This window comes from Marinomonas sp. PE14-40, assembly GCF_051623805.1.
GTDB lineage: Bacteria > Pseudomonadota > Gammaproteobacteria > Pseudomonadales > Marinomonadaceae > Marinomonas.
Map to the genome: position 1 here is coordinate 1,837,536 of NZ_CP130700.1, position 16,509 is coordinate 1,854,044.

Below are 16,509 nucleotides of genomic sequence, written 5' to 3' on the forward strand. Positions count from 1 at the left end.
GAATGAACTGGGAAATCGTTATAGGCCTTGAGATTCACGCCCAACTATCCACGCAATCTAAACTCTTCTCTGGCGCACCTGTTAGCTTTGGTGCTGACGCAAACACTCAAACAACCTTAGTTGACTTAGGCATGCCAGGTGCTCTTCCTGTTTTTAACAAGGAAGCCCTTAGAATGGCTGTGATGTTTGGACACGCCGTCAATGCAGACATTGGCATGACATCTGTTTTTGCTCGTAAAAACTACTTCTACCCAGATTTACCAAAAGGCTATCAAACCAGCCAAATGGACGACCCAATTGTTGGTATCGGCCACCTAGATGTAGCCCTTGAAGATGGCACAACAAAACGCGTCGGTATCACTCGTGCCCACCTAGAAGAAGACGCTGGCAAGTCTTTACACGAAGATTTTCATGGCATGTCTGGCATAGATTTAAACCGCTCAAGCACTCCATTATTAGAAATCGTTTCTGAGCCAGACATTCGCTCAGCAAAAGAAGCCGTTGCATACGTTAAGATGATTCACTCTATCGTAACCTACCTTGGCATTTGCGATGGCAACATGGCAGAAGGCTCTATGCGTTGTGACGTTAACATCTCACTACGCCCTAAAGGCCAAGAAGAATTCGGCACTCGCACCGAAATCAAAAACGTAAACTCTTTCCGTTTCATTGAAAAAGCCATCCACACTGAAGTCGAACGACAAGCTGATATCCTAGAAGATGGCGGTAGAATCACACAAGAAACACGACTGTATGATCCTGATAAAGATGAAACACGTAGCATGCGCTCGAAAGAAGATGCTAACGACTACCGTTATTTCCCTTGCCCAGACCTACTCCCTGTCGTATTGACACAAGAGTATGTTGATGAAATTAAAACAAGCCTACCTGAGCTTCCGACTCAAAAAGCCGCACGCTTTATCTGTGATTACAAACTAAGCGAATATGATGCCGGTGTACTTTCTTCTAGCCGCCCTATGGCTGATTATTTTGAAGACACTAACAAATCTGCAGGTGACACTAAACTATCTGCAAACTGGGTGATGGGCGAGCTAAGCAAGCTACTAAACCAAAACCAGCTAGACATCAAAGACAGCCCTGTTAATGCGAGCAACCTGGGCCTATTATTAGCACGCATTAAAGACAATACAATTAATGGAAAAACTGCAAAAGACATACTTGCTGACATGTGGAATGGCGAAGGCAGTGCTGATGAAATTATTGAAAAGAAAGGCCTTAAGCAAGTTACTGACACAGGCGCTATTGAAGCCATGATTCAAGAAATCATCGCAGCAAACCCTGCTCAAGTAGAACAGTTTAAAGCAGCTGAAGCAGATAAACAGAAAAAAATGATGGGCTTTTTTATGGGACAAATCATGAAAGCATCCCAAGGTAAGGCTAATCCAGGCATTGTTACCCCGATTTTGATGAAGCTACTAAAAAGCTAAAACCTGCAAAACAAAAAACCGCGTATGATACGCGGTTTTTTTATATTTTTTTAACACCAACTATTTATTAAAACTAACCAACTTCACTTAAACTGCAAACCTGATTCCGACCATTGTTCTTGGCCAAATAAAGACGTGTATCCGCCACTTTTACGGCACCTTCTAAGTTTTCATAAACTTCACTCACTACGCCACCACTATAAGTCACTTTCACTTCTTCACTGGTAAACGACCGAGCATCCAAACACTCATTCAATGCCTTTAAGCGCTGAGAGATTCCCTCCACAGTACAAGCATCATTTAGCACACAAAATTCTTCACCACCAAAACGAGCAACTAAGGAGTCTGAGAAAAACTCACTTAAAAGTTCAGAAAAAGCCTCCAAGAGTTTATCGCCAATCAAATGGCCATAATTATCATTAATCTGCTTAAAATGATCGATATCTATCATGACAACATGGATTGGCCTATGCGCAGCCACCGCCCCCTGATAGAAACTCTCCCCTTCAGCCATCAAATAACGGCGATTATAAAGGCCTGTAAGCGCATCTAGATTCGCCAAATCCCTTATGGTATTTAACATCTCTTGCGCTTCTAAGTTATGTATCACTCGACAGTGGAATTCTTCATGGTAAAAAGGCTTTTTAAGAAAGTCATTTGCGCCTGACTTAATAAACTTTGCGGTTAACGATGAATCACCTTCAGAAGACAAACCAATAATTACCAAATCTTGAAAGCGCATGTTACGTCGCAACATCCTTACTAGATCATAGCCATTGATAATAGGCATATTGTGGTCGGTTATTAACATACTAATGGTGTCATCCGACTCCAAGATAGTCAGCGCCTCCTGCCCATCTTTCGCCTCGATTACCTGAAAACGATATTGCTGCAATAAAGTTTTGATAAAGTTTCGACTGGTTGTCGAGTCCTCAGCTACTAATACCTTAATTGCAACATTTTTACGTAATCTCTCAACCACCTTCATAACATGCTGATATGAATAGCGACTATCTTTAGTCACATAATCCACAACACCTTTATTAAGCAGAGACAGGCGTAGATTATCATCATAGGTCCCAGTTAACACAACACATGGAATCCCCTTTTCAAGCATTGCATCTACGATCTCACCATTTTCCGCATCAGGTAAATGCAAATCAACAACTGCAACAAATAAGTCATTACCATGAATGTCAATTTGCTCCAATGCCGCTTTATAGCTATTGGCTAAAACAGGTTCAAAGTTTGAATTTTGACCAACCAAATGCTTAAGTACCTTTAGCACCACAGAGCTATCTTCAACCAAAAGGATTTTTTCTTTCATATTCATTTCATATAAGGGAACTAGACACATAAACAATACACGGGCAGACGAAAAAGCGACAGTTTAATACACCAAATATTACATTAGTTAACATGGTTACAGAGCAAAATCCCTATAAAAAACAATCTACTTAACACAATCGAAAAAATACATATTTTTCACTTGCTTTACATAGTTTTAGGTTAAAATTATCTTTTGCCAATTAAGAGACAAGAATGCAATGTAGACCCTCTTGCGGAGCTTGCTGTATAGCGCCATCAATAAGCTCTGCTATTCCAGGCATGCCTAATGGCAAAGCTGCAGGAGAAAGGTGCATACATCTTCTCAATGATTTTCAATGTAATATCTTTGAAGATAATGCTCGACCTAAAGTATGCAGTGACTTTAAAGCTGACAAAGATATTTGTGGAGATACCAGAGACATGGCATTAATCACAATTACTGAACTAGAAACAATGACCAACTAATATGAGTCAATCACCAAGGAGATATGAATGAACTGGACTGCCTTAAAAGGACTTGCTAGCGCACTAGCTATATTATTACTTAGTGCCTGCTCAGCCCCGAAACCCAAAAGCAGCCCGAGTAATTTTGTCGTCACACCACCTAGTGTCGAACAAATCGCTACAAGCGTTACTAGCCAAGTCAGCATGATGGTAAATGCATTCTCCCCAGTTGCAGGACAAGCTCTGCCAAATGAAGCCGTTCAAGCCGCCTATCGCTTCAGAGAATTCAAACCTTTTTGGATAGAAAATAATATCCTAAACCCTTCCTTATACAAATTAGTTGATATCTTAGAAGAAGCTGGCAGCCACGGCCTAAATCCCATTTATTATCACACCAGCACAATTAAAGACTATCTAGCCATTCAGCAACCAAGTACACAGCAGCTCGCCGAACTAGATGTTATCGCCACAATTGCCTTATCAAGTTACGCCCACGACTTAAGCATTGGTCGCTACGAGCCGCAACTTATAGACCCTAACTGGCAATTAGATGCCCCAACAAGCCAGTGGTCAGAACTACTTTACTTAAACGCCACTAGCGATATGGTTAACTACCTACCCCAACTAGCACCACGTCACCCTAATTACCAAGTTTTACAGAAGTGGTTAGTTTACTATCAAGATATTGCCAACAAACAAAAAGACATCCGCGTTTCTGCTGGCGTTCCACTTTCCTTAGGCGACCAAGGCCCGAGAATCGCACAACTTAGAGCCCGCCTAGTTCAACTAGGAGACATTCGCTTCTCCACCAGAACCATTCAAGAAGATAAATTCGACAAAAAAGTTAAGCAGGCGCTTATTAACTTCCAGCGTCGCCATGACTTGAAGGCAGATGGACATGCCGGCTCGCAAACTATTGAGATGCTAAATGTTCCAATTGAATTAAGAGCAAAGCAAATTGCCTATAATTTAGAACGCTGGCGCTGGCTCCCTTCTGAGCTAGAAGCCGAGAGAATCTGGGTAGATTTAACTGATTACAAAGTACACACCATCCTGAATGATCAGCACTCTACTATGAAAGCGGTAATAGGTAAAAAAGAACGTAAAACACCTGTATTTAAAGGTCAAATGACCTATATGGTTGCCAACCCGACTTGGCGAGTTCCTCACAGAATAGCACAAGAGAGCTTACTACCTAAGCTACACACAAACCCTAACTATCTACTTGAACAGGGTTATAAGGTTTATTCCAGCTGGACAGTTGGTGCCAAAGAACTTGACTCAAGCCAGATCGACTGGAAGAAAATTACACCACAAAAGCTGAAATATCGGTTTGAGCAAACACCAGACGAAGGCAATGCGTTAGGTCTTTACAAGTTTATGTTCCCTAATAGGAACGAAATCTACCTACACGACACACCTGCAAAACACCTATTCAAAGAGTCTAATCGTGCTTTTAGCTCTGGCTGCATTCGCCTTGAAGAGCCAGACCTATTTGCCAACAACCTAATCGCAGGCAGCAAACAAGTTGAAGTGTTACAAAATGCGATTCAATCAAAGCAAACCAAGATTGTGAGCTTACCCAAACAATTGCCAGTTTATATTGTCTACTTCACTGTAGTGCCTGATAGAAATGGAATGCCGGGCTTTAGAAAAGATATTTACGAAAGAGACAAGTTAATGGAAGAAGCCATGGGATACTTCCCCTCTCCTGAAAACTCTGCAATATAACGTAAAAAGGCCAATCAAATGATTGGCCTTTTTACTGATATGAAATCAACTTTAATGACAGATAACGCACACAGTAATTTCTTCTCTATCATGATACAGATGTTTTGCCTGAATTTCGTATTGACGCCCCGCTTTATCCAGCGAATTTTTTAGCAGAGCCAAACAAGTAGAGACCTCTTGAAAGCGCTTTTTCATGGGCAACTTAAGATTAAAAATACTGCGCCTAGTCCAACCCTGACTAAGCCACTTAGCCATTAGCTCTGTAACCATTTGCGGCTTCTCAACCATATCACATACAAGCCAATCAACTTGTCTTGGTGGTTGAAACTTAAAACCATCCGCCTTTTGATGATCAACCAAACCTGTCGCCATCAATAACTCACCCATAGGCCCATTATCTATAGCGGTTACACGCATACCACGCTCAACCAATTGATAAGTCCAACCACCTGGTGCTGCCCCCAAATCAACAGCAGTCATACCTTCTCGCAACAAAACCGGCCATTTCTTGGCTGGTACAAACTCATGCATAGCCTCTTCAAGTTTCAAAGTAGAGCGACTAGGCGCATTAGATGGAAACCTTAGCCTTCTAATTCCAAGCGGAAACTCACTACGACACTTGGCATTAGATACACCTAAGTAAGCAAGCTCCCCACTGACAAGAAACAAATGATGCCTAATACCAACGGCTTTAGTTCTTAGCAAACTGGCTTTTTTCCAACCTTGACGTAATGGCTTATCCAGTTTTTTAATTAAACCAGCCAACCCCTTGCCTTCATTTGTATCTGCCGTTTCTATCCAAAGATCCTGGGCTAATGGCAACTGCTTAGCCGCATCAAGCAAGGCCTCAACACGACCACCACTTCCCATACTAATTTCATCATTCACTGCAATAATTTGACGAGCAAAGATTAAATCAGAAAAGGAAAGCGCATCAATTAGAGACTCACCCGCATCCGCTTTTTCCATTACAAAAACCACAAAGCCTTGCTTTGGTTGCATGCGAACATAACCATAAAAGCCATGAGTTGATGCCAATTCAGTAATTTCTCCGGCGCAGTCTTTTTCAAAGCCTGGACGACAATACAATAAAACATTTTTCATTAAATTTACCTCTGGCGGGCATTCTACAAGGATTTAATATAAGAGTCTCAGGCAATCCTGATTTAATTTATAAGCCACAAGAAAGTTTGAGATTAATAAGATTATTTAGGCCAAACTAACTCGCTAGGAGAAGTAAAACCGGCCTCAAGCATTGCAGATTCAACGCACTCAAACTCCTTTCCGGAGCCAGGTGCAGCTTGATAAACCTTAGTCTCACCCAACCAATCAAAACTTAAATAAAAAGCATGCAGATAACCTCTGTCAGACACCTCACCACCATAACGAACATCACCAAGAATAGGTGCACCTATACTTTTTAAAGCCACTCTAAGTTGATGTGTTTTACCGGTTCTAGGTTTTAATAAAAATAACCGAACACCAGGTTTTGAAGGTGTGGAGAAAAACTGCGTATGTGCAAAGTTTTCATTTGTCTGGTTAAGCATCCAACTACCACGGCGACCTTGCTGCATTCCACCCTTGATACTACCTTGCTTCTTCTTTGGTTTTTTTGTACTTATCGCTAAATAAAACTTAGTCATCAAGTGCCGCTCAAACATCTGCCCAAACATTTGAGCAGCCTGTTTGTTTTTTGCTAACAGGATCAAGCCCGAAGTAATTTTATCCAACCTGTGTACTGGATAAAAAGTTTGATCAGGATAATGCTCATGCATCCATTGCATAAACCCCAACTCTTGGCTTTCAGCATGAAAACTCATACCAGCAGGCTTATTAACAACCCAATAATCTGCTTCTCGACAAAGTACGTAAGGTAAAATAGACATAGAATTTGATCTAATAAGGAAAGTTAAACATGACTATAAAGGCATGCTTAAAAATAAAAAAAGGGGACTTAGCTAAAAACTAGTATATGCGGAAACTCGATTACGACCTTCGCGTTTAGCGCTATACAACGCACTATCCGCTTCTGCAAGAATCTCTTCATAACGGTTTGTTTCAAGTGAGATTGCAGATAAACCAACACTTAGAGTGACAGGAACAACCACTCCCATATCAGTTTCTATTAGCATATCACTTACTTCTTGGCGCAAACGATCCATTTCTTGCAACCCCTGCGCTATATCCGTATCAGGCATGATGACAACAAATTCTTCACCACCATAACGCCCTAACTTATCCGAAGGTCTGATTGTTTCATCCATCTTAGCAGCAACACTTTTTAATACGACATCGCCAGCTTCATGACCATAGGTATCATTGATCTTTTTGAAATGATCAAGATCAACGATGGCATAAACACAAGATTCCATATTAATAACAGCATCAGCATAAATGTTTACAGCATCTGCAAGCACTTTGCGACGGTTAGCGATCCCCGTCAACTCATCTAACTCAGCAAGCTTTCGTAAATCAGAATTAGCTCGTCTAAGGCGCCCAACAACTAATGCGGTTGCCCCACTAATCGCGGCAAGCGTAATAATAAAAGTTAAGTTCCTCACAACGACTTGCTGCTCTGGAGTCATCAAAATTTGAGACGAATTAGGATAGGCATAACACAAAATAAAAATAGCAACGCTGACAATCAAAAAAGGAACACGCCAATGTCTAATTTCACGACTAAAAGCCGTATACACATAAACACCAATAACCGCTAAGAACCAATGAAGATGGCTATCAACACCATAAAACACCATGGTTTTGACAGAGGTATTACATATCACAATGACAGGAAATAATATCGCCGCATAATTTTGGCGCTGATTAATATTCAGGTACAAACCAAACAATAAAAAGCCAAGCGATAAAATTTCAAATACAAGAAGGAAAACGTTATTAAGCTGAAGACTAGGGATAAAAAGAATCAGAAAAGCCGCAAAGGTTAGCAAATATGATAAATTTACAACCTGTACATGGTAGGAACTACTATCAGCATCAACACCAACGCCGAGGCCTAAAAATTGATCTATACAAGCTCGGATACGACTCAAAACTCACCCAACTCCACGCTGCTGCTTTTTTCTATCAAACACCTAACAAAAAAACACGTTAAAAACATTAATACAATTTAACAGTATCATTTCAGCAATGATTAAAAACCGAACGACTATCTTACAGAAGCGCCATTAAAAAGCCTACCCTATATGCCAAATTGCTTTTAAAAAATACACCTTTATTGTGATAAAGCATGAAAATTTAATAAGAAGTTAAAACAAAATTCCAACTTTCCTTAATTTTCATCAACTTAGCAAATTCATAAAAAGCACGGATATAAAAAAAGACCGTTAAGAAGAACTTCTCCCTAACAGCCTTTTTAATGAAACTATTCATTTAAAAATATGAGTATTTATCTGTAAACGACTCATAAATACACAAGTTATTTTTCCGCTAACCTAAAGCCTGCAATTTTGTGAACCTCATTAACTGCCCGGGCAAACTCTACTTCAACACTGTTATCTATCCTGCCGTCAAAGCCATCAAAAATTTGCACTTTTGTTGCCCCTTTTACCGCCATAATAAAAGGGAACTCAAACTTAGTTTTATAACTATCATTGATATGCTGAAAACGCTGAAACTCTTCTTCATTTAACTCATCAAGGCCCACTCCAGCCTGTTCAGAAGTAGAGTCGTCAGTTAGTTCACCCGCCAATGCCGCTTTACCTGCTAAATCTGGGTGAGCTCGTAAAAGCGCTAATTTAAGGTCATAACTTGCGGTGTCTACAATTTGGCGCATTTGAGCGGCAATCGCATCAACAGTATCAAAGCATTGCTTTTCAACGCTCACCTCAAGTTGCTGCCATAATAATTCAGCCACCCAATCAGAGTGTTCATACACACCAGCAAACTGTGCCATGAAATCTTCTTTACTTAATTCACTCGGCTTATTAATTAAAATTGTCATCATCTATTCTCTTGCTTAGAAGCACTGAAAATTAGCACTTCGAGTTAATCGGCATTATTTCTGATAAGGGAAGTTTTCACGCCAGTGATGAGCTATATCAATACGGCGACAGCACCAAACATCATCAAACTGTTTCACATACTCTAAGAATCTACGCAAGCCAGCGATACGAGCAGGACGGCCAATAAGACGGCAATGCAAGCCAATAGATAGCATCTTTGGTGACTCTGCGCCTTCTGCATATAATGTATCAAAAGCATCTTTTAGGTATTGAAAGAAGTGCTCTCCCGTATTGAAACCCTGAAGAGCGGCAAAACGCATATCGTTAGTGTCTAGCGTATATGGAATCATTAACTGGGGAGTACCAGCTTCATCTTTCCAAAAAGGGAGATCATCACTGTAATCATCTGCGTTATATAAAAAACCACCCTCTTCAGCCACAATGCGGTTAGTATTTGGACCAGTACGGCCTGTATACCAACCAAGCGGACGACTTCCTGTTAAGCGTTCAATAATTTCAATCGCTTTATGCATGTGTTCACGCTCTGTTTCCTCATCCACATACTGATAATCAATCCAACGATAACCATGACTACAAATCTCATGTCCCGCATCAACAAATGCTTTAGCTACATCAGGGTGACGCTCTAGTGCCATTGCGACAGCAAAAATAGTGAGTGGGATATCCATCTCTTTAAATAGGTTAAGTAAGCGCCATACTCCAGCCCGGCTTCCGTATTCATAAATAGACTCCATACTCATATGGCGAACACCTTCACGCGCATCAGCACCCACCATTTCAGACAAAAACGCTTCTGAAGCTTTATCACCATGAAGAATACAGTTCTCACCACCTTCTTCGTAATTTAATACAAACTGTAAAGCAACTCGCGCTTTATTAGGCCATTTAGGGTGTGGTGGATTGGCACCATAGCCGGTTAAGTTTCTTGGGTAATCAGACATAAAGTGGCACTCCGTGAAAATTTCTTTTTAAATTTATAGTTGTTAAAACTAAATAGATACGTTAAAAAAATATGAGCATGTTATCGATTGATGAATAAATTCAATTCCATGTTAGATAATTCTTTATGCCCTAACTTTAAAATAAATGGAGCAATTATTGAATACCTGAAACAAAAATTTCAACATTTAGATGTTTTTTCTTTCAATTTTTCAGTTTCAACTAGACTAAAGCTAGCATCAAGATAGGAAAATCTAGTTAGGCACTCTTTTTGCTTAGCTTAATACTTGATCATTAAATTTGTTTTTGTTCAGCACTCAGACTTTATAAGTACCCTACCTCTTAAGCAGAGCTGGGATTATATCAACTTAAATCTGAGCACTAATATTGTGTGCTTAAAATAAGTAGAGATGTGATTGTGATAGAGACACCGAATACAACTAACGAAGAAAATACCGCTCCAGCTCGCCTCATCCTAAAGAATATCACAAAGGAATATCCTGGCTGCCTTGCCAATGACAATATCAGTATGTCACTTGAAAATGGTGAAATTCATGCACTACTTGGTGAGAACGGTGCAGGAAAAAGCACCTTGGTAAAAGCAATTTATGGTGTGGTCGCCCCGAACGCAGGAGAGCTTATTTGGGAAGGTTCACCTGTCAAAATAAGTAATCCAGCAAATGCCAGAGATTTGGGCATTGGAATGGTGTTCCAGCATTTTTCGCTTTTTGAGACACTCAGCGTTAGCCAAAATATCGAACTATGTTTAAGCAAGAGCCAACTTGCAGCCATCCCAAACTTACCTCAACGTATCAGCCAATTATCTAAACAATATGGCTTAAATGTTGACCCTGATAAGTATGTTCACTCACTTTCAATAGGCGAAAGACAAAGAGTCGAAATAATGCGCTGCTTGGTCCAATCTGTAAAACTGCTCATTTTAGATGAGCCGACCTCGGTCTTAACACCACAGGAAGTCGCCGGTTTATTTGTCGTATTAAAACAACTCTCTATAGAAGGTTGCAGCATACTCTTCATTAGCCATAAGTTGCATGAAGTCACTGAAATTTGCGAAAGTGCAACCATTTTAAGAGCAGGTAAAGTTGTCGATACCTGCAACCCTAAAGAGGAAACACCCGCCAGTTTAGCCAAAATGATGGTAGGAGATCTAGCAGACCAAGATGCCGGTTACACCAAAAAAACAGGCAATCAAGTTTGCCTAGAAATAAATAGCTTAAACCTTCCAAGCGCTCAGCCTTTTGGCACACAACTTAAAGATATTCAATTTGAGCTTATCGCAGGAGAGATCCTAGGCATAGCAGGTGTAGCAGGCAATGGCCAAGAAGAGCTTATGTCGGCTATTAGTGGTGAAGACAGCAGAGCTAGACCTGAAATGATTAAACTTAATCAAGTCCCTATAGGTAACTTAGGTGCGGGAAAACGCCGACAACTTGGCATGGCCTATGTGCCAGAAGAAAGACTTGGCCGTGGCGCTGTTCCAGATATGAGCTTAAGTGAGAACACCCTACTCACCCATTCAAAAGGCTTTATTAACAAAGGCATTGTTGACTGGAAAGGTCTTAAATCTTACACCAGCCAGCTTATCAATAGCTTTAAAGTAAAATGCCATGGTGAATTCTCAGAGGCACAAAGTTTAAGCGGCGGGAATTTACAAAAGTTCATAATGGGCCGCGAGATTGGCCAAAACCCTAACGTTCTTATATGCGCCCATCCTACTTGGGGTGTAGATGTTGGCGCGGCTTTAGCTATACATCAAGCCCTATTAAAGTTAAGAGATGAAGGAGCAACCATCTTACTCGTCTCAGAAGATATCGATGAACTCTTCTTGTTAGCTGATCGCATGGCAGCAGTATGTGACGGCTATCTTTCCCCTGTCGTACGGTGTGAAGACACTAACATTGATCAGATAGGACAATGGATGGCAGGCACTTTTATCGGCGAAACAAGTATACCAAGTAAGGAGGCTTCAGCATGATTCAAGTTACCGCTCGTATTGAGCCCAGTAAGTTTATGTCGTTCGCTTCACCTTTACTGGCCATCTTACTGACACTTATTTTCGGGTCTATTTTATTTAGCCTGCTTGATAAAGATCCACTTCAAGCAATGCATCTGCTTCTAATAGCGCCTTTATCTGATGCTTACAACTTTAGCGAAATGCTCGTCAAAATGGGCCCTTTACTACTTTGTGCAGTCGGCCTCTCTCTTTGTTATCGCGCTAATTTATGGAACATTGGCGCAGAAGGGCAGCTCCTTATTGGGGCACTAGGTGGCAGCGCAATGGCGCTTCAATTTGTTGATTCAGAAGCTTGGTTTGCTCTTCCTCTTACTCTGGTCGCAGGCATTTTTAGCGGTATGATATGGGCAGCTATCCCGACATTCTTAAAACTTAAATTCAACTCTAATCTTATACTCACCACCATAATGTTTAATTATATCGCCCTCTACCTGCTTTTATGGGGTGTACATGGTCCATTACGAGATCCTGATGGGTTTGGCTTTCCTGAATCGGCTATTTTCTCAGATGCCACAATCTTACCTCTGTTAAATGAGGATGGCCGCGCTCATATAGGCATTATTTTTGCTGTTTTATTAGCTATTTTTGCAGCCTTTGTACTGGCTAAAAGCCATTTAGGCTTTCAGATTAAAGTCTTTGGAGCAGACGAGCCTGCTGCTAGATATGCTGGCTTTAATCAGACTAAATTAACTTGGGCAGTCATGTTATTTGCAGGCGCTCTAGCAGGGCTTGCGGGTGTTTCTGAAGTCGCAGGCCCAATAGGTCAACTGGTTCCCGGCATCTCTCCAGGCTACGGCTACTCTGCCATTATTGTAGCCTACCTTGGTCGTCTACACCCCCTTGGAGCATTGCTTTCAGCCACCTTTATGGCGGTATTGTATATGGGAGGTGACCTTGCTCAAATAGAAATGGGGATCCCTATTGCTGTTGTAGGTATGTTTCAAGGAGTCCTACTTTTCTTCTTGTTAGCATGTGATTTCTTTATTCACTATCGTTTGACCTTCCCTTCAAACTCCCAATATCAAAACTAGGCTGGACATTATTATGGACATTGATTTTATCACTCAAATTTTATTTGCAGCCATCAAGACAGGAACCCCCTTACTTTTCATTGCATTAGGTGAAGTTATTTGTGAAAAGTCTGGTGTTTTAAACCTTGGTCAAGAAGGCATGATGCTAATGGGGGCCGTGGTGGGATTTCTAGCAGCCTATACAACTGGCTCGGCAGGCTTAGGTATATTTGGTGCTATATTTATGGGCATGATCATGAGTTTAATATTTGCCTTCTTAGTGCTGCAACTGGGCGCAAACCAAGTGGCAACAGGCTTAGCCCTTACTATTTTTGGTACAGGCTTGAGTGCCTTTGTCGGAGCCAATGTGGTTGGACAAACAGTACAAGGCTTTCAACCTATCATTATTCCCCTGTTATCAGATATTCCAATACTGGGTAAAGTTTTATTTACTCATGATCTGCTTGTATATGTGTCCTTTGCTATGGCAGGCATAGTCGCTTATGTCGCAAATAAAACTCGAACTGGCCTGGTATTAAAAGCGGTTGGAGAAAACCCTCATGCAGCTAATGCGATCGGTATTAAAGTATTAAGAGTGAGATATTGCGCCATTATGTTTGGCGGTGCTATGGCTGGCCTTTCAGGCGCTTATATGTCGCTAGTTTATACACCCATGTGGATTGAAAATATGTCTTCAGGTCGTGGTTGGATCGCCTTGGCATTAGTGGTTTTTGCTTCTTGGCGCATAGGCAACATTATGTTGGGAGCTTATTTATTTGGCTTAGCCAGTATTATGCATCTAGTTTTACAAGGTATGGGCTGGTCAATCTCCCCCAACCTACTGGCTATGTTGCCTTATGTTGCCACTGTTTTAGTGATGGTTATCATTAGTGCAGATAAATTCAAAGAAAAACTCTTGGCCCCAAGATCTCTTGGTAAGCCTTTCGATCCAAGGCAAATGGCCTAAAATTTGCTGAACTTAACCAATTAAGGAATGTGTCAACTTTGTAGTATCCCAATAAGTGTTTCAAAACTTAGTATGCCTTAGGGCGAAGGAGTGAAAATGAAATTAAGATCTTTGTTAGTCGGATTAGGTTTAGTCACAGGTATGAATCTAGCGCAAGCAGAAGAGCCTTTTAAAGTCGGCTTTGTCTATGTTGGTCCAATTGGTGACCATGGCTGGAGCTATGAACACAACCGAGGGCGAGAAGAGCTACAGTCATTCTTCGGCGACAAGATAGAAACCACTTTCGTCGAAAACGTACCTGAAGGGGCTGATGCACAAAGAGTCATCACACAACTTGCCAAAGCCGGAAACGACCTCATTTTCACCACCTCTTTTGGTTTTATGAATCCAACACTTAAGGTATCAAAGCGTTTCAAGAAAACGACTTTTGAACATGCTACAGGTTATAAGCGTTCAAAGAATATGGGGACATACGCACTTAGAACTTACGAAGGGCGCTATGTTTCTGGTGTAGCAGCAGGCATGCTAACCAAGACAAACACCATAGGCTATATTGCCTCTTTCCCTATCCCAGAAGTGTTTAGAGATATCAATGCCGTCTATATGGGCGCGAAAACAGTCAATCCAGATATTGATATTAAGATTGTTTGGGTTAACACCTGGTATGATCCAGGCAAGGAAACAGATGCTGCCAACGCATTAATCGACCAAGGTGTCGATATTATGCTACAGCACACAGATAGCCCAGCCCCTCTTATTGCCGCCCAAAAAAGAGGCATTAAGGGCATAGGACAAGCTTCAGACATGAGCCACTTTGCACCAGATGCGCATATTTTTTCAATCAGAGATAACTGGTTCCCCTACTACTTAAAAACCACTCAAGCCGTCATGAACGGCACTTACAAGCCTCAAGATTTTTGGGGGGGCTTTAAAGACGATATGCTAAATGTCTCTTCTATCAATACAAACCTACCAATAGAGGTAAGAGCTAAAATAGATGAAACCTATAACGCTATTCGCTCTGGCGAATTTAAGCCTTTCACCGGACCGATAAAAGACAACAGCGGCAAACTGGTTATTGAGGCAAATCACACGCTAACAGATAAAGAACTCTCACAAGTAAACTGGTATGTGGAGGGTATCAAGGCTAAAATGCCGAATTAATTTCTAACCTATTTTGTTGAATTTAAAGGGGTATCACAATTTGATACCCCTTTTTTGTTTACGATACTAGCCAATTCTTGTTACCAAGGTTAATATATGAAACTATAATTTCACAATCAAGAATAACGAAAGGAAAGTAACATGGGATATTTAACCACTCACGTACTTGATACAACAAATGGTGTTCCGGCAAGCGGTGTTGCAATTAAGCTATTTAAGATTAGCGACACAAAAGAGCTTATTGCAGAAACAACAACAAACAGTGATGGTCGTTGTGATAGCCCAATTTTAGCTGAAGCAGATTTTGCGAAAGGTAAATATGAGCTTGAGTTTGCAATCGGTGATTACTATCGTCGCCTTGGTATTCAGCAAGAAGAACCACTATTTTTAGATGATGTAGTCCTACGTTTTGGCATTAATGATGTGACCAGCCATTATCATGTACCAGTATTAGTATCTCCTTACAGCTACAGCACATATCGCGGCAGCTAGTTTGATACAATAAAAGAGGGTATGAATACCCTCTTTTAGGCACACTTTTAATTTACGACAGATAAAGAAGACTTAAGTATGAATACTCATTGGATCAAAGAAGCGGCAAGATTGGAGCAGTCAGGGATAGACTTTGTAATGGTCTCTGTACTTTCAATCAAAGGCTCTACGCCCCGTGAAGTGGGTGCGCGTATGCTAGTGACGGCTAATCACAGCTTTGGCACGATTGGTGGTGGTCATCTTGAATTTAAGTCAATTGATAGTGCTCGCCAACAACTTAAACAAAATCAAGCTCAAATTGTGACCCAAGATTTTCCTCTTGGCGCAACACTAGGGCAATGCTGCGGCGGTTTTGTAACCGTGTTATTTGAAACCGTTATCCAACCAAAATTTCACCTAGCAATTTTTGGTGCAGGCCATGTAGGTCGAGCTATCATCAACTGTCTAAGCCAAATGCCTTGCCAAGTTAGTTGGGTTGACAGCCGAGCTGACGAATACCCAGAACACATCCCACAGCATGTGAATCAAATTATCAGCGATTACCCTGTCGATGAAATTGCCGATATGCCTGAAAATACCTACTACCTAGTTCTTACCCATAATCATCAGTTAGATTTGGAACTGAGTGAAGCGATTTTAAAACGTGAAGATAGTGCTTTCTTAGGTGTCATTGGCTCAAAAACGAAAAGTGCTCGTTTCAAGCATAGGTTGAGAGACAAGGGCTTTAACAAAGAACAGATTGCTCACATGCAATGCCCTATGGGTGAAGTTGAAATCATTTCAAAACAACCAGGCGAAATTGCTATTTCAACGCTTGCTCACATATTAAAAGTCCGTGCAGAGCTTGAAAATAAGCAGAACAAGGCAGAGAATACTCAGATAGAGTCATTGGATATAATAGACGATGTTAAGTCGCAGGAACAAAGCGTTAAAGCCGAAAGCAAGACGGAGTCAAAATAAGAATAGG

Annotated in this window: 15 protein-coding genes; 9 read left to right on the forward strand and 6 right to left on the reverse strand. The window is 41.0% G+C overall.

All coding sequences use genetic code 11. From position 1 onward, the window contains the following. Positions 1 to 2 precede the first annotated feature (2 nt). Positions 3 to 1,448, forward strand: coding sequence for an Asp-tRNA(Asn)/Glu-tRNA(Gln) amidotransferase subunit GatB (gene gatB, locus Q0A08_RS08390; protein WP_438466238.1), 1,446 nt, complete (start codon positions 3 to 5; stop codon positions 1,446 to 1,448). 73 nt (positions 1,449 to 1,521) lie between these two features. Here gatB and Q0A08_RS08395 read toward each other — a convergent pair whose 3' ends face one another. Then, positions 1,522 to 2,775 carry a diguanylate cyclase gene (locus tag Q0A08_RS08395; RefSeq protein WP_438466240.1) on the reverse strand — a complete coding sequence of 418 codons (1,254 nt, stop codon included), beginning with the start codon at positions 2,773 to 2,775 and terminating at the stop codon, positions 1,522 to 1,524. 215 nt (positions 2,776 to 2,990) lie between these two features. Between Q0A08_RS08395 and Q0A08_RS08400 the strand changes: the two genes are divergently transcribed. After that, positions 2,991 to 3,242, forward strand: coding sequence for a YkgJ family cysteine cluster protein (locus tag Q0A08_RS08400; RefSeq protein WP_438466242.1), 252 nt, complete (start codon positions 2,991 to 2,993; stop codon positions 3,240 to 3,242). Between the two features lie 27 nt (positions 3,243 to 3,269). Continuing rightward, positions 3,270 to 4,952 (forward strand): L,D-transpeptidase family protein, encoded by a 1,683-nt coding sequence (locus Q0A08_RS08405; RefSeq protein WP_438466244.1) that lies wholly within the window; start codon positions 3,270 to 3,272, stop codon positions 4,950 to 4,952. A gap of 51 nt (positions 4,953 to 5,003) precedes the next feature. Here Q0A08_RS08405 and rlmM read toward each other — a convergent pair whose 3' ends face one another. From rlmM to puuE, 5 genes are all read right to left on the reverse strand, one after another. Then, positions 5,004 to 6,056: a 23S rRNA (cytidine(2498)-2'-O)-methyltransferase RlmM gene (gene rlmM / locus Q0A08_RS08410; RefSeq protein WP_438466246.1), complete on the reverse strand. Its 1,053-nt coding sequence runs from the start codon at positions 6,054 to 6,056 to the stop codon at positions 5,004 to 5,006. A gap of 101 nt (positions 6,057 to 6,157) precedes the next feature. Further along, on the reverse strand, positions 6,158 to 6,838 hold the full coding sequence (locus tag Q0A08_RS08415; protein ID WP_438466248.1) for a TIGR01621 family pseudouridine synthase: 681 nt from the start codon (positions 6,836 to 6,838) through the stop codon (positions 6,158 to 6,160). A 72-nt stretch (positions 6,839 to 6,910) separates the two neighbouring features. Further along, positions 6,911 to 8,002 carry a GGDEF domain-containing protein gene (locus Q0A08_RS08420; protein ID WP_438466249.1) on the reverse strand — a complete coding sequence of 364 codons (1,092 nt, stop codon included), beginning with the start codon at positions 8,000 to 8,002 and terminating at the stop codon, positions 6,911 to 6,913. A gap of 386 nt (positions 8,003 to 8,388) precedes the next feature. Then, a complete protein-coding gene (gene uraD, locus Q0A08_RS08425; protein WP_438466251.1) occupies positions 8,389 to 8,916 on the reverse strand; it encodes a 2-oxo-4-hydroxy-4-carboxy-5-ureidoimidazoline decarboxylase in 528 nt (175 codons plus the stop codon). Between the two features lie 51 nt (positions 8,917 to 8,967). Continuing rightward, complete coding sequence (puuE, locus tag Q0A08_RS08430) at positions 8,968 to 9,876, reverse strand: allantoinase PuuE (protein ID WP_438466253.1); 909 nt, start codon at positions 9,874 to 9,876, stop codon at positions 8,968 to 8,970. A 416-nt stretch (positions 9,877 to 10,292) separates the two neighbouring features. On the opposite strand from puuE, the gene Q0A08_RS08435 reads away from it, so the two are divergent. The 6 genes from Q0A08_RS08435 (at position 10,293) to xdhC (ending at position 16,502) form a co-directional block, all read left to right on the forward strand. Beyond that, positions 10,293 to 11,870, forward strand: coding sequence for an ABC transporter ATP-binding protein (locus Q0A08_RS08435; protein WP_438466255.1), 1,578 nt, complete (start codon positions 10,293 to 10,295; stop codon positions 11,868 to 11,870). Further along, the gene (locus Q0A08_RS08440; RefSeq protein WP_438466257.1) at positions 11,867 to 12,940 is read left to right on the forward strand and encodes an ABC transporter permease; all 1,074 of its coding nucleotides are present in this window, start codon (positions 11,867 to 11,869) and stop codon (positions 12,938 to 12,940) included. The genes Q0A08_RS08435 and Q0A08_RS08440 overlap by 4 nt, the downstream gene beginning before the upstream one ends. A gap of 13 nt (positions 12,941 to 12,953) precedes the next feature. Then, positions 12,954 to 13,886 carry an ABC transporter permease gene (locus tag Q0A08_RS08445; RefSeq protein WP_438466259.1) on the forward strand — a complete coding sequence of 311 codons (933 nt, stop codon included), beginning with the start codon at positions 12,954 to 12,956 and terminating at the stop codon, positions 13,884 to 13,886. 96 nt (positions 13,887 to 13,982) lie between these two features. Continuing rightward, a complete protein-coding gene (locus Q0A08_RS08450; protein ID WP_438466261.1) occupies positions 13,983 to 15,050 on the forward strand; it encodes a BMP family ABC transporter substrate-binding protein in 1,068 nt (355 codons plus the stop codon). 141 nt (positions 15,051 to 15,191) lie between these two features. Then, positions 15,192 to 15,542, forward strand: coding sequence for a hydroxyisourate hydrolase (gene uraH / locus Q0A08_RS08455; protein ID WP_438466263.1), 351 nt, complete (start codon positions 15,192 to 15,194; stop codon positions 15,540 to 15,542). 78 nt (positions 15,543 to 15,620) lie between these two features. Further along, positions 15,621 to 16,502, forward strand: coding sequence for a xanthine dehydrogenase accessory protein XdhC (xdhC, locus tag Q0A08_RS08460; RefSeq protein WP_438466265.1), 882 nt, complete (start codon positions 15,621 to 15,623; stop codon positions 16,500 to 16,502). Positions 16,503 to 16,509 lie beyond the last annotated feature (7 nt).

Bases quoted from the DNA above. Each gene is read 5' to 3' on its own strand.
- gatB (WP_438466238.1), top strand. From the start codon at position 3: ATGAACTGGGAAATCGTTATAGGCCTTGAGATTCACGCCCAACTATCC.
- Q0A08_RS08395 (WP_438466240.1), bottom strand. From the start codon at position 2,775: ATGAAAGAAAAAATCCTTTTGGTTGAAGATAGCTCTGTGGTGCTAAAG.
- Q0A08_RS08400 (WP_438466242.1), top strand. From the start codon at position 2,991: ATGCAATGTAGACCCTCTTGCGGAGCTTGCTGTATAGCGCCATCAATA.
- Q0A08_RS08405 (WP_438466244.1), top strand. From the start codon at position 3,270: ATGAACTGGACTGCCTTAAAAGGACTTGCTAGCGCACTAGCTATATTA.
- rlmM (WP_438466246.1), bottom strand. From the start codon at position 6,056: ATGAAAAATGTTTTATTGTATTGTCGTCCAGGCTTTGAAAAAGACTGC.
- Q0A08_RS08415 (WP_438466248.1), bottom strand. From the start codon at position 6,838: ATGTCTATTTTACCTTACGTACTTTGTCGAGAAGCAGATTATTGGGTT.
- uraD (WP_438466251.1), bottom strand. From the start codon at position 8,916: ATGATGACAATTTTAATTAATAAGCCGAGTGAATTAAGTAAAGAAGAT.
- puuE (WP_438466253.1), bottom strand. From the start codon at position 9,876: ATGTCTGATTACCCAAGAAACTTAACCGGCTATGGTGCCAATCCACCA.
- Q0A08_RS08440 (WP_438466257.1), top strand. From the start codon at position 11,867: ATGATTCAAGTTACCGCTCGTATTGAGCCCAGTAAGTTTATGTCGTTC.
- Q0A08_RS08445 (WP_438466259.1), top strand. From the start codon at position 12,954: ATGGACATTGATTTTATCACTCAAATTTTATTTGCAGCCATCAAGACA.
- Q0A08_RS08450 (WP_438466261.1), top strand. From the start codon at position 13,983: ATGAAATTAAGATCTTTGTTAGTCGGATTAGGTTTAGTCACAGGTATG.
- uraH (WP_438466263.1), top strand. From the start codon at position 15,192: ATGGGATATTTAACCACTCACGTACTTGATACAACAAATGGTGTTCCG.
- xdhC (WP_438466265.1), top strand. From the start codon at position 15,621: ATGAATACTCATTGGATCAAAGAAGCGGCAAGATTGGAGCAGTCAGGG.